Annotated in this window: 10 protein-coding genes and 1 tRNA gene; 8 read left to right on the top strand and 3 right to left on the bottom strand. The window is 46.4% G+C overall.

The window, feature by feature from the left end; translation table 11 throughout:
- Nucleotides 1-95: transposase (locus tag VF412_RS20130; protein ID WP_414640837.1), on the top strand; the 95-nt coding region annotated here is incomplete at its 5' end.
- A 132-nt stretch (nucleotides 96-227) separates the two neighbouring features.
- On the opposite strand, the gene VF412_RS18735 is transcribed toward VF412_RS20130, so the two are convergent.
- A tRNA-Leu gene (locus tag VF412_RS18735) sits at nucleotides 228-310 on the bottom strand.
- Nucleotides 311-591: 281 nt separating this feature from the next.
- Between VF412_RS18735 and VF412_RS18740 the strand changes: the two genes are divergently transcribed.
- The 7 genes from VF412_RS18740 to VF412_RS18770 all read left to right on the top strand — a co-directional run bounded on the left by VF412_RS18740 (nucleotide 592) and on the right by VF412_RS18770 (nucleotide 10,108).
- On the top strand, nucleotides 592-714 hold the full coding sequence (locus VF412_RS18740) for a hypothetical protein (RefSeq protein ID WP_331340802.1): 123 nt from the start codon (nucleotides 592-594) through the stop codon (nucleotides 712-714).
- Between the two features lie 150 nt (nucleotides 715-864).
- Entirely contained in the window at nucleotides 865-1,455 is a 591-nt protein-coding gene (locus VF412_RS18745; RefSeq protein ID WP_331340803.1) for a DUF6151 family protein, read from the top strand.
- 136 nt (nucleotides 1,456-1,591) lie between these two features.
- Nucleotides 1,592-1,990, top strand: a complete 399-nt coding sequence (locus VF412_RS18750; RefSeq protein ID WP_331340804.1) for a hypothetical protein — start codon at nucleotides 1,592-1,594, stop codon at nucleotides 1,988-1,990.
- A 236-nt stretch (nucleotides 1,991-2,226) separates the two neighbouring features.
- Nucleotides 2,227-6,942, top strand: coding sequence for a tail fiber domain-containing protein (locus VF412_RS18755; RefSeq protein WP_331340805.1), 4,716 nt, complete (start codon nucleotides 2,227-2,229; stop codon nucleotides 6,940-6,942).
- A gap of 120 nt (nucleotides 6,943-7,062) precedes the next feature.
- Nucleotides 7,063-7,515: a hypothetical protein gene (locus tag VF412_RS18760; RefSeq protein ID WP_331340806.1), complete on the top strand. Its 453-nt coding sequence runs from the start codon at nucleotides 7,063-7,065 to the stop codon at nucleotides 7,513-7,515.
- Between the two features lie 172 nt (nucleotides 7,516-7,687).
- A complete protein-coding gene (locus tag VF412_RS18765; RefSeq protein WP_331340807.1) occupies nucleotides 7,688-8,629 on the top strand; it encodes a gamma-glutamyl-gamma-aminobutyrate hydrolase family protein in 942 nt (313 codons plus the stop codon).
- A gap of 75 nt (nucleotides 8,630-8,704) precedes the next feature.
- Nucleotides 8,705-10,108, top strand: coding sequence for an aldehyde dehydrogenase family protein (locus tag VF412_RS18770; protein ID WP_331340808.1), 1,404 nt, complete (start codon nucleotides 8,705-8,707; stop codon nucleotides 10,106-10,108).
- On the opposite strand, the gene VF412_RS18775 is transcribed toward VF412_RS18770, so the two are convergent.
- Together VF412_RS18775 and VF412_RS18780 are read right to left on the bottom strand one after the other, a co-directional pair.
- Nucleotides 10,109-12,331 carry a cation:proton antiporter gene (locus VF412_RS18775; protein ID WP_331340809.1) on the bottom strand — a complete coding sequence of 741 codons (2,223 nt, stop codon included), beginning with the start codon at nucleotides 12,329-12,331 and terminating at the stop codon, nucleotides 10,109-10,111. It lies immediately after the preceding gene.
- A 98-nt stretch (nucleotides 12,332-12,429) separates the two neighbouring features.
- The gene (locus VF412_RS18780) at nucleotides 12,430-14,052 is read right to left on the bottom strand and encodes a S8 family serine peptidase (RefSeq protein ID WP_331340810.1); all 1,623 of its coding nucleotides are present in this window, start codon (nucleotides 14,050-14,052) and stop codon (nucleotides 12,430-12,432) included.
- Between the last annotated feature and the right edge of the window lie 15 nt (nucleotides 14,053-14,067).

A 14,067-nucleotide genomic window follows, 5' to 3' on the forward strand; every position in this document is an offset into this window, starting at 1 on the left:
CGGAAGGTTTTAACAATCTCGCAAAACTGTTGCAGAAGCGGGCTTTCGGATTTAGAAGCTTTAAAAACTACAGGCTTCGTCTGCTAAGTTTATGATTTTTGTGTGTTTTGGATAAAGTTCCACCATGAAGTGAGTAGAACCCTTCGTCTGCTAAGTTTATGATTTTTGTGTGTTTTGGATAAAGTTCCACCATGAAGTGAGTAGAACCAAACTGCGATTCTTTGAAATGGTGCGCGGAGAGGGACTTGAACCCTCACGCTTGCGCATACGCCCCTCAAACGTACGTGTCTACCAATTCCACCATCCGCGCGCACCGAAAACGAAATTAGATAAATAAATCTAATAGAGGGAATAAAAAGTTAAGCATTTTGACTTCCCAGAGTCAAATAAACCCATTGCCGCAGCTTTTCACTTAAACCTAGACCTCATTGCCCACATTTTTAGCATTTTTCTTTTAACCTCCACCGGCTACTTCTTGGTCAATACAACAAGAGCACGGATGCTCTTACAACGGAAGCAAGAGGAGCTAGGATGGCGCCTCAAAGCAACCGAGGCCAGGGACGGCCGATTCAAGGAGAAAGGGGTAACTCGATGACTGATCTAAATAACGTAGCGATGTTCTGTCTCTTTTACTCTGGAGTGGTGATGTACTCTTTGTGGCTGACGATCGGCCGAACGCAAACAGCGAAGGTGTTCACAAGAAACAGACGCTAGGAATTAGATTTTAAATTTAAGTTTGCGAGTCAAAGAAGGTTTGGTGGTTCCCTTCTAGACTCCGGGGGAGCGATGAGCTCCCCCATTTTTTTGCCCATATATACACCAGCCAAAAAACATGTCATCTTGAAGTCAAAGAGGTCTCGACTCATGATGAAGATCAGCTGTCAGTGTGGGAAATTGCGCGGTGAAATTGAAAGGCCAGAAGAACTAAGAGGGCTGCGAATTGTCTGCATGTGCAAAGACTGCCAACGCTTTGCTCGCGCCTTAGGAAATAGCAAAAACATTCTGGATGAAAACGGAGGACTGGAAGTCGTCCCCGTATTTCCGAAGCTTTTGAGGATCACCAGTGGCCAAGAATATCTGAAGTGCCTAAAGAATACACCTCAATCAGGCACCTTCAGATGGTATGCCTCTTGTTGCAAATCCCCTCTTGCTAACTCCCTTTCGGGGAAAGAAGGGTACATCGGATTAGTCACTCAATGTTTGAGTGAGGAGGACAAAGCCAGCCTAGGGCCAGTGAGAGCCCGAGCTAATGGAGAGAGCGGCATTCCTCCCCTTCCCAAAGGCACTTCCAAAAAGTTTCCTCTCAAGTGGATCTTCATTATGATTTATTTGATTGTTCGAGGACAGATCCAGGGATGGAAACAACCTAATCCGTTTTTTGATCAGAATAATCACCCCCTCTTCGAACCAGAAATCATCATAGCCCCAAAGACATCGAAGGCTGACAATTATTGACAGTGCTTCAGGGGATTAACATTTTTTATTTCTGAAATCGAATTAAACTCTTATTGCCCTGGCATAACCATCGCAAGTCTTCGCCATGTGAACATTCATAGATTATATAAATTCTTTTACTTGCGAGGATCTTGTTATGAAAAATGCATTCGTGATTATCGCTCTTATGATCTCTAGCGGCTCTGCGTTTGCCAGTGGACTTGGTTACAATGGTCAATGTCCTGATATTTCTGGAACCTTTAGAGGAACCGCAGGCGGTGAAAGCTCTGAGTCTTCATTCGCACGCGCTGACGTCGATGGCAATTTGGCTTACCGAGATGAAGGTGGTCAGCTGTGGGTGATTGATGGACAGGTTCACTCTAACGAAGGATACGGCACTATTCAACTTGCTTGCGAAAACGGCGTTCTTCATAAGATCACTGTGAGCCCGGGCCCAGGCGGGAGAGATATTAAAATGGATCAAACTTATGCCATCGGCTCTGACGGGTCTCTCATGATCGGCCCTTGGGGTCTTGTCATGCACAAGGTGCAGTAACATCTCTCCACTCATCCGCTAACTATCGAAGCCCTGCTTTAAAAGCGGGGCTTTTTTTTATCAACCTAGAGCCGGAAAGTGATTTAAGCTTAGGTCCAGATTTAATGTCTCATTTCGAGATGTTTCAGATTATTGCCACCATTTCATTAAAAAAATATCGCAAAAATACCGAAAAGTTAGGTATCGAGCGAGACATGGCTACCTGAACGTACTTGTGTGAAAAGGAAATCACAGCCGTGCTAAAAAAGATAACTGTTTCGTTATTCTTACTAACAGCAATGTTATGTGCGCCATTTGCACAGGCTGTCTCCAGCTCTGCTACTTCCAACTCATTGAATTACCAAGGACGAATTCTTAAAGCAGACGGAACTCCGTATCAGTACAACAGCACCAGTTTTCTTTTTAAGATCACAGACCCTACAGGGCAGTGTGTGATCTATCAAGAACAGTTCGACGGTGTGGACATGACGAACTCGGGCGGCGTCTTCGACGTTCCGATTGGCACCGGCAGCATTCAGTACATCGCGAGCGGAAGTTCTGTGACTGATATCTTCAACAACTCGGGCATTTCTTATCACTGCGGTGTTTGTAGTTTAGGTGCTGGCAATACATACTCGTGCTCTCAATCAGGAGCAAGTCCCTACGTTCCCCAAGTGACTGATGGCCGCCTTTTGCGTGTTGCTTTCTATGATGGGTCTGGCTGGAACACCATTTCACCTGACAACGCGATTCGCGCTGTTCCCTATGCCGGCTTTGCAACTTCCGCCCAAAAGTTGGGAACAAATGTCGCCGGTGATTTTGTGCTCAAAACGGATATCAACAACTCAGGCTCAGGCAGTGCCTCATGCGGAGGCGGTAGCTTTCTGACTTGGGATGCAACCACACAAAAGCTTGGCTGCTCTTCAGTTTCTGGAGCCAGCGGGGGCACAGTTACAAGTGTCACAGCCGGAACAGGTTTAAGTGGTGGCACTATCACATCCAGTGGAACGATCTCACTAAGCACCTCTGGTGTAGCGAGTGGCAGTTACGGATCGAACACTCAAACCCCAGTGATCACCGTTGACAGCTACGGTCGTATCACTTCAGCAACAGCAACAACAATTTCTGGAGTCGCCCCGGGGGGAACTGCCGGCGGAGACCTCGGTGGCACCTATCCCAATCCCAGCGTCGCAGGTTTGAATGGCAAAGCTCTTTCCATCATTTCGTTGGCCAGTGGTCAGTATTTGAAATTCGACGGAACCAATTGGGTGAATGCCCTCATTCAACAAAGTGATGTCTCGGGCCTTTCTTCAGCTCTTTCCGGTTACGTTCCCTACTCGAGTCTTCCGACGTGTAACTCAGCCAGCTCAACACTGACTTTTGTTTCTGCAACAGACACTTTCTCTTGCACTCCGATTGCAATCTCTGGCTCGAAAGTTTCTGGCGATATCGCAGGGAATGCGGCAGGATTTACGGGCTCTCTTGCTGGTGACGTCACTGGCACACAAGGAGCTACGATCGTGGGAGCTCTTCAAGGAAAAGCTGTTGCAACAACAACTCCTGTGACAAATCAGGTTTTACAATTTAATGGAACACAGTGGGCCCCAGCTACAATTTCAACCACCCCTAGCGGCAGTGCCGGCGGAGATCTAACTGGCACATATCCCAACCCAACATTAACCACCATCACCACTGCTGGAACTGGCACTAAAATTTCCTACGATTCCAAGGGTCGCGTGACGTCTTCCTCAACACTTTCTGCCAGTGATATTCCAAGTCTTGATTGGTCTAAAATCACTACTGGCAAACCCACAACTCTTTCTGGCTATGGCATCACCGACGGAGTTCAAAATGCCGGAAACGCTATCAGCCTTCAGTCAGGCGTCGACGCTTCAAAGCCTGCTGCCGGCACAAACGGTCGATTCTATGCAGCAACAGACACTCAAAAAATTTACTTCGATAACGGATCAAGTTGGATTTCCTTGGCTTCAAATAACGGAAGCGGCGGTTCCGTCACAAGTGTTGCGACAGGTACTGGCCTAACGGGGGGCCCAGTCACTTCCAGTGGAACTATTAGTTTAGCCGATACGACCGTAACAGCGGGATCTTATGGCTCAGCAACTCAGACTCCAACATTCACTGTCGATGCTCAAGGTCGACTGACTGCTGCTTCAAATACGATACTCACTCCGGCCTGGTCCTCAATTACCTCCAAACCGACCACATTATCTGGCTATGGCATCACCGATTCACTGGTTTCGAACGCTGGTGGTACGCCATCAATTCAAACAGGTGTCGACGCAAGTAAACCTGCTGCACCTTCTGCAGGTGCTATCTATTTTGCGACCGATACAAATAAAATCTATCAATACAACTCGAGCACATGGTCTGTGATTGCTTCAGCAAACGGTGCCGGCGGTACTATCACCGCCTTAACTGGCGATGTTTCTGCCAGTGGTTCGGGCTCAGTGGTTGCCACTGTGAACTCTGTTGGAGGCTCTACGGCTGCGAATGTTCATTCCGCAGAACTTCTTGCCAATGCTGCAACGAATGCCAATACAGCTTCGACGATTGTAAAACGTGATGCCTCTGGGAATTTTTCTGCGGGAACAATTACTGCGAATTTAACGGGAAATGTCACTGGTAACGTCACCGGCTCAGCATCATTGAACGTTTTAAAATCTGGCGACTCTATGTCAGGTAATCTGACTTTTGCCGCGAACACTGGAAATATCTATACCGCTGGCAGCGGAGCTAACACCGTTGCGGTGGAAGGACCTTCTGCGGCTATCACAACAAGTTACGTTCTTCGCCTGCCAACGGCTCAAGGTACTGCCAATCAACTCATGATCAATGATGGTTCTGGAAATCTTTCTTGGACAAGCTTATCAAATTTAGGTGTCGCGAGTGTTTCTGTGACTTCGCCAATTACAAACTCTGGATCTGCAAGTGCACCGAATATTGGAATTCAACAAGCAAGCAGCTCGCAAAGTGGTTATCTGTCTTCAACGGACTGGACAACATTTAATAACAAGCAAGATACCTCTCTGACCTCTGCAAATATTTGGGTTGGTAACGGTTCTAATGTTGCCACAGCCGTTGCGCCAAGTGGTGATGTTAGTATGACAAACGCAGGTGCTTTCACAGTCGCAAAACTTCAAGGGACCGCAGTCAGCGCGACAGCTCCATCATCCACAGGCCAAGTTTTAAGATGGAATGGAACTAGTTGGACACCAAACTTTATCAGCATGTTTGATTTAAGATCTACGATCACAGGCACTCAAGCTTTTGGTGGTGTTGGATGTACATCCGGTCAGACACTTACCTGGACCGCTGCGACCGACAATTTATCTTGCACTAATATCGCGGTCTCAAGTTCACAGGTAACTTTCCCATCGCAAACTGCGAATACATTCTTCGCAGCTCCAAATGGAAGTTCGGGCACTCCAACATTCAGAGGTATTGCTTCTGCAGATTTGCCTGCGGGAACTTTATCGGGCTCTGGGACTGCGGGATATATTCCTTACTATAATGCCGCTTCAACTCTGGCCAATTCAAATGTCTATTATACTGGAAGCAAAGTAGGTATTGGCACGACGTCCCCTCAGGGAACATTATCGATTGTCTCTGGCGGACCTGGTGTGGAGTTTTGGCCCGGAGCATGGCCTGGTGGTGCGACAGGAATGATGGCATACAATCGCAGCACCATGGCCTATACGGGATTTGAATTAGATGCAGCAACAATCTCATTGGCAGCAGGTGGCTTACCTAATCAAGGAGTTTATATCAACTCCTCTGGCAGTGTGGGCCTTGGAACAACAAGCCCATCGGCGAAGCTTCATGTGACCGGTTCATCTAATACTAGTACTCTCTTAGATTCTACGTCGACAACCGGTTCGTTTATCGCATTTTCAATGTCGGGCACAACAAAAGACTATTTTGGGTATAACACAAATGCTTCACCGGGCATGGAAATTCAAACAGCCGGTAATAGTTCAATCGTTCGCTTTACCGATTCAGGCAATGTCGGTGTCGGCACAACTTCTCCCGTCGGAAAACTTGAAGTCGTTGGAAATGGAGGCTTTGGTTCAGGCATCGCCGGGAATACCCGAACCAGTCAAGCCTATGTGACAATTGCGACCGCCAACACAACAGATCGACGAGCTGGTGTCCAATTCAAGCAGAACGCCACTTCGACATTTGAAATGGGCGTCGATAGTGGCGTAGCAAACGTTAATGACTTTTATATCTATGACAACGTGGCAAACATGGCTCGAGTCGTTGTGAACTCTTCCGGTAACGTAGGCATCGGCACGTCGAGTCCCATTCGCTCGTTAACGGTCAACAACGGGGAACTTTCACTGATAGCTTACACCGCCACGAACACAGCATTCTTGAATGTCAGTGACGTCAATGGCAGCAATGGCGGAAGTCAAAATCTGGTTATCCGAGGTCTCAATTCAGCAGGCACTGCGGGCGCGAATCTTACCTCGCTGTCTCTCAATGCAACAACCACCTATTATAGCGGAGCTCTCACCTCTTCTTCCGACGTACGTTTGAAAGAAAATATTCAAACTATGGAAAATGTAATACCCAAAATTGAAAACCTTCGTGGTGTTACTTTCGATTGGAAAGACCCGAAAGCGCGAAAAGAACAGGGACGACAAATCGGTGTGATTGCGCAAGAGGTGGAACGAGAGTTTCCTGAACTGGTCAAAGAAGTTGAAAATCCCGATGAAAAAGCTCCTTTAAAGAGAATTAAAACAGTCGATTATTCTCATTTATCCGCGATTGTTTTGCAGGCGCTTAAAGAATTCTATCATCAATGGATTGCTGACAGCGCCAGCATTCATCGCGACATAGCCAATCTCAAGGAAAATGAAAAAGCCGACATTCGAGACTTGAAGAGCGAAAATGCCATGCTTAAAGCAGAGCTCTGCCGCAAAGATCCGACCTATTCATTCTGCAAATAGCTATCTTATCCATTGAACCACCCAATTGCACAAACCGTGTCTGGGCCTAGAGTTCTTTTATTTTGCATTCCTGCTGGTTCTTAACGTAAGATATTTTCAGTTTTCCAACGGAGGGAATACATGAAGATCTTACTACTAACTGGCGCGTCTCTACTTATCGGTAGCATGTCTTATGCTGCAAAACTTCACTGTGAAGGAACATACTTCTTCCACAAAATTACGGCCGATGCCACTGTGACTGGCAATCAAATTGTGGGTGATATCGTCGTGAAAGTAAATGGCGGTTCTACTTATACCGGCGTAATGCACGCGACAGCAAGTGACGTTCAAGAAGGTCGCTATATCCACGCAACTGGCGAAGGTAAGGACGGCTCTGGCCAATTGAGCGCCGATTACAATGCTGACTCTAGAACTTATGATGGTGAGCTGAATGCATCCACTTCAATGGGCAACGCCAACGTTGATGTCAGCTGCACAATGACTGGCAGCGCAAACCCTGCATTCGATATCACTCCTGAAGAGGCACGTGCTCAAGGACTTTACCCAGTACAAAATGAGTTAGAGTTTTACTAAACCAACGATCCGATAAATCCTTTAAAAAGGGACTGGCAACAGTCCCTTTTACTTTTCCTAGACCTTCCTACCTGTTTTTCTGCAGCGTTTCTGGACCTCCCTTTGAATTCTCTTTTTGAGACACTCTTAGTCCATCATGAAACGCCACGAATTTCCGATAAGTTATCCAACTATGTCCTCTTCAACATCGACACTGCGTCTTTATGAATGGAACTCTGGCGCCACTTTGGCTCCGCTGATTCTCCCTGTCCGCCATGGTGAAAAACCTGAACAGGCCGCCCATCGCTACCTTTCAGAAATGGCTAAAAATTCGGGCCTGGTTGAACTTTTCGCTTCACAAATTCCTCAACTGCCAATGACGGGCTTTTCTTTACTCGAGGAATCTTTGTGGGAACCGCGCGTTTTAATGATCGCAAATTTGCCTTACGATTATTCGCTGTACTCTCCTCGCATTAAGGGCTTCATGAATGTTTTTTCCAAAGCTCAGGAGCGCTGCTTTATTCTACCAATAAACGCAAACCTGGGGCTTACTTGCGAAGAAACGAAAGAGCTTTTTAATTTAATCGCTAACAATTTCCCCTTCATGGTCGCCATGGGTGGAGATGACGTCGATCCAGCCCTGTACAAAGCTATCAACTCCCACTGCCGCAAGATCTCTCCATCCCGTGATCAATTTGAAGCCTCTTTGATTCGTTCGTTTGTTGAACAAGAAAAAGGCTTCTTACTTGGAGTCTGCCGAGGATCGCAAATCGCTTCGGTGGCACTAGGTTATGAATTGATTCAAGATCTTCCCCATCATGTGGGCGCTTCCGTACCACATGAGAATGATTGGCACTCGATTGAAATCAAAAGCACCAGCCATAATATTTTAAAGTCCATCACTCCTACGACAAATAAATTGCTAGTGAATTCAATCCACCATCAGTCTGTCGTTTACCGCGAAGGTGGCATTTTAGAAATGGCAGCCCAAGCCGACGACGGAGTCACAGAAGCCACCGAACTTCGCAATGGACATGGACTTTTGTTGCAATTCCACCCTGAATTGATGAATAACGACTTAGGAGCTGAAATTTTGCTACAGGCCCTAACGCAAGGAAAGCGCGTTCTAGGCTAAATCGTCCACACTTCCTGACATTCAACAAAATAAAAAATCTATTGCCTGGTTTCCAAGCTGAACTAACATAGAACTATGTTTGATCAGTTATATCTTCATCAGCAGCAATTCAGTTTGCAACTTCGCAAAGAATCTCTTGAAACACGTCTTGAATATCTTAAGACGCTAGAAATTCTAATCGACTCTCATCAAAAAGAATTCTGCGAAGCTTTAAAGCAGGATTTCGCAAAACCTGAAATGGAAACCTTGGTCAGCGAGATCTATCCACTGATCATGGAGCTTAAGCACACGCAAAAGAAATTAGAAGAGTGGATGAAGCCCGTGAAAGTCTCGTCGCCATTGTTTTTGAAAGGCAGTCAGAGCTTTATTCAATATGAGCCCCGAGGAGTATGTTTAATCATCGCTCCATGGAACTACCCGATTTATCTTCTTTTCGGACCTTTGATTTCAGCCATCGCTGCCGGCAATACCGCTGTTTTAAAACCCTCTGAATTCACAACGAACACCAGTGCTTTAATCAGCCGTTTAATCAAAGGTGCTTTTTCGGAAGAACATATCGCCGTGGTCGAAGGAGGAGCCGAAACAACTCAGTCTCTTTTAAAACAACCTTTTGATCACATCTTTTTTACCGGCAGCACTGCCATCGGCAAACTGGTGATGAGGGCCGCCGCAGAACATCTCAGCAGCGTCACTCTTGAATTGGGTGGCAAAACTCCAACCATTATCGATAGCACTGCCGATCTAGAATTGGCGGCAGAAAAAGTTCTTTGGGCCAAATTCCTGAACGCAGGACAAACCTGTGTGGCTCCGGATTACTTATTTGTTCAAGAAAGCATCTTCCAACACTTCACCCACCTCTTGAAGAAAAAACTGGAAGACACCTATGGCAAAGACCGCCACGCACGCAAATCGAGTTCTGATTTCGCACGCATCATCTCTTCAAAACACCTCGACAGACTTAAAGCATTACTTGATGAGGCTGTTTCCATGAAAGGTAACGTTATCTTTGGCGGAGAAGTAGATGTAAACACTCAATATTTAAGTCCTACACTGATAGAGGACGTCGATCCTCATTCGCGCCTAATGAACGAAGAAATCTTCGGCCCGATTCTGCCACTTTTAAAATTTAAAGAGATACCTGAAGTCATTCATTTCATTAATGAGCGACCAAAACCTTTGGCTTTGTATCTTTATTCTCATAGCGAATTGAATATCGAGGCCGTGACTCAACAAACATCATCTGGAGGACTTGTCATCAATGATTCTGTGATTCACTTAGCAAATGGCTCTCTACCGTTTGGTGGAGTCGGCGAAAGTGGCATGGGAAGTTGTCATGGCATTCATGGCTTCCGCACGTTCTCTCACGCAAAGGCCGTTCTTCGACAAGGATGGGGTGGTAAGTTCTTAAGCATGATGTACCCGCCTTACACCACCCGCAAAAAAGAGATGATTAAGAATATGATCCGTTGGCGTATTTAATTAATCCAGTTCGAGGATCTTATTGCGATCACCGACAATCCACAGAGTGTCACCAGCCAATAGGGTTTCACTCGAGTCCGGATTTAACATTCGCTTTCCTTCGCGTTCAATTCCCACAACCAAACCTTGGGTCTTTTCGCGAAGACCGCAGTCCCTGATCGTTTTGCCAACGCAATCAGAGTTGGGGCCTAAACGATATTGTTCTAAACTATAATCAGGGGTTTCCTGAATTTGAATACCACTGATGACTTCTTCAGACTCGATGAATTCTTTGAAACGAGTGAGCTGCTCGTCATCTCCGATCACGTAAATACGATCATGGGGCATCAAGGTGTCTAGACCTTTAGGGGCTGCGATATGTCTTTTGCCCCGCTCAAGCAAAGCTACGGTCACACCGAATTTTTCACGAATCCCTAAATCATAAAATGGAGCCCCCACATAAGGCGCCTCTGCAGGGACTACAAATTCAGTCATATGGGCATCCCAAGGCGCTAAATTATGAGAGTGCTTTTTCGCGTGAACCTTATGAGTTTCATCGGTCAAGTTCGTCAGGAAGCGATTTTCAAACCATTGATAGATATCTTTAAGTTTCGTCGCAAAAACATATCCCACCACTACAACCATCCACGCAGTGATACCCAATGCCCACCACAGAGGAACAAACTGCGCCACCATCGCGGCCACGAGTCCCATGGCAACGATAACTCTAGAAACTAAAAAGACATAGTTATGGGCGGTCTTGCCAGAGTCCTGCAAAAGACTGTCGAAGCCCTTTGTCTTTCCCAGAGCCAAGGCCCATAGAAACGGAGCACTTGCTAGCAATGTCGCAGACAAAGTAATAAGTTTTGCGGAACCTTCTTCCATCTGACGCTCTAGCAAGAATGGCAAAAATACGCGAGCCATAAATAAAAAGATCGCAATAACAATCACAGCATTTAAAAAGATTTTAAATATATAAGCGCGAACCTGCTCTCGCCATTCGCGGTTCGACGCAAGCGAAAACGAAAGCATGCTGTAACGATCCAAAGCCACGATAAAAGAACCCGGAAGCACTTTTTCAAATCCTCGATACACCAGATCCGCTGATTTAATCATGTATGGAGTCGTAAATGCCGTACACACACACACTGCAACCGCCAGGGGGTACAATTCTGCACTGACGACTTTCAAATTCAATCCCACAGTAGCGATGATGAACGAGAACTCCCCAATTTGCGCGAGACTCATTCCTGTTTGCAAAGAGGATTTAAACGTTTGCCCCGCTAAAATAGATCCCGTTGTTACTGCAAAAGTTTTTCCGAAAATCACAACCGCTGATAGCAATAAAACCAAACGCCAATGCTCGGTCAAAACTTGCGGATCGATCAGCATGCCCACGGAAATAAAAAAGACAGCTGAAAATAAGTTCTTAAGTGGACTGATCAAGTGATGAATACGCTCCGCTTCAACAGTTTCTGCCAATACCGAGCCCGTAATAAAAGCACCTAACGCCGAAGAAAACCCGACCTTATTCGCAAAGACCACCATTAAAAGACAAAGCCCCACAGCGACGACAAGGATAGTCTCTTCATTTAAAATTTTCTGAGATTTTTTAAGAAAGCTTGGTAGTAAAAAAATCCCAGTCACAAACCAAAGACATAAAAAGAATGCGAGCTTAAGGCTTGAGAACATCATCTCAGCACCCGAGAAGTTTCTTGTCAGCGCCACGGTCGTTAGCAAAACCAACAAGAGAACCGCCACTAAGTCTTCAATGACCAAAATGCCTAATAATACTCCGACAAAACGGCGATTCCGAAATCCCAGCTCATCCAATGTGCGCACCACAATGGACGTTGATGAAATACTTAAGATACCGCCTAAGAAAACGCTATCCATGAAGTTCCACCCTAAAGCTCGCCCTGTAAAGTAGCCAAAGACCGTCATACAAGACACTTCAAACAAAGCCGTGAAGCTTGACGTTCCACCCACACGCAAAAGTTTTTTAAAACTAAATTCCAACCCCAGTGCGAACAAAAGAAATATCACACCGATATCGGCCCATAGTTGCACACCTTCCGAAGCCGAGATTGAGGGCAAAACCGAAGTTTTAGGTCCCACCAAGAAACCGGCGACAAGATACCCCAGAACCAGAGGTTGATTGAGTTTTCGAAAAAGCAAAGTGACAACACCCGCTGTTCCCAAAATGAGTGCGAGATCCGTAATCGCCGTAGGAAGATTGTGCATATAAAAATTATGTAAAGAACCAAGGCTGCGGGCAAATAAAAAGCGGTCCTTCGCCAAAAGGACCGCTGATTATGTAACGCGCCTGCAGTTAACAAGACTTAGTGAGTTTGCAAAGCGGCGTTAACGGCTGCTTCCGCATTCACAAAACCTGCACCATACTGATTTTGATCATTAGGACTTAGAGGTTGCGCTGACTGCTTCAAGATAGATTTCACCTGAGAAGGCGTCAAACTGTGATTTGCAGCTTTCATCAACGCCACAACACCTGACACATGCGGAGTCGCCATCGATGTTCCGGCAAACTCTGTGTAATCTGTTGCGATTGTGCGAAGAGTGGCCTTCACAGTCTTGCCAGAATTGATTTCCGCCAAAACTCTTTGTCCTACCTCTTGCTCGACCATAAAGGCAGCAACTGGCAAAGTCGTACCGTCTGTTGTCAACGCACCTTCGATCAAGCCTGGGGCATTATTGTAGATGATAATACCCACTGCACCCGCCGCACCTGCGTTTTTCGCTTTATCAGCAAAAAAGATCTCACCACGTTGAACCAACGCATATTTGCCTTTGAAGTCTTTGCCCTGGAAATCTTCGGGTTTACCAAGACCCGCAGGAACAAGGACATTTGTCTCTGCAGTCATCACCTCACGAGCGCCAGAGAACGAAGTGGCTTTTACTTTACTGGCCCCTTGGCCTTCATCCAAAGACACATCTGCATCACGACCTGTTCCGCGCGGAACGGATGAATACACATCCACACCCGGAGCCACGATCGCAAGCTCGGGACCGTATTGAGAGAAATCCGCCTTCACCAATTGCTCATTCACCGCCCCCACGGCCACCACCGTTGGCAAAGCCGCAGGATAAGAAACCTTATTCGTCCCATCGTTACCAGAGGCAGCCACAATAGAAACGCCTGCAGCATCAGCTTGGGCCACAGCATTTTGTTCCGCCGACGTCGACCAAGGACCACCCAAAGACATCGAGATCACATCAACTTTTTGATCGATACCCCAGTTGATTCCCTGAACGATGGCAGAGCTCGAACAACCCAAAGTTGAACATACACGGCCCATCAAAATTTTTGCTTTAGGAGCCACACCTGTGAAGCCAGTATCATCAAGCACACCGGCGATTGTTCCAGACACATGGGTTCCATGTCCCACAAGGTCAGTAATATCATCACCAGAACTTCTGCCTGTGAAGTCATGACCTTTTTCAAAGTTCGCTTTCAATGCTGGGTGATCTTGATCGATCCCGGTATCAAGCACCAGTACGCGAGCCCCATCGCCTGATTTAGAGTTCGCCCATGCCTGTGGAGCTTTCACAGCCACGATACCCCACGGAGTTCTAGCCCCCGGAACATCCTTCGCCACAAGACTGCGATGAGAATACCAAGTCACAGGCAATGGATGCATAACATCCTTCTCGACTATTTTGACGCCCGGACTGTGTTGAAGGCGAGCGATCTCTTCATCGTTTTGCGCATTGATAATAAAGGTGTTCAAGTGCTCAAGACTTTCAGAAACATGATTGACTGGGAAAGAATCCAGCATTGCTTTACTCAAAAGCGCTGGATCGTGTTTTTGATAGGCAACATTGACAGCTTTGAACGAAGCTTTATCTTTCATCACGACGATAAGTTTTTGATCAGCTAATGTCGTTGAAGCCAAAGCGGCTATCGTCACTCCGGACAGAAATGCAGAAAACGTGGATAGTTTCATCGGATCTCCCCTAAA

The organism is Bdellovibrio sp. (assembly GCF_036384735.1).
Lineage (GTDB): Bacteria > Bdellovibrionota > Bdellovibrionia > Bdellovibrionales > Bdellovibrionaceae > Bdellovibrio.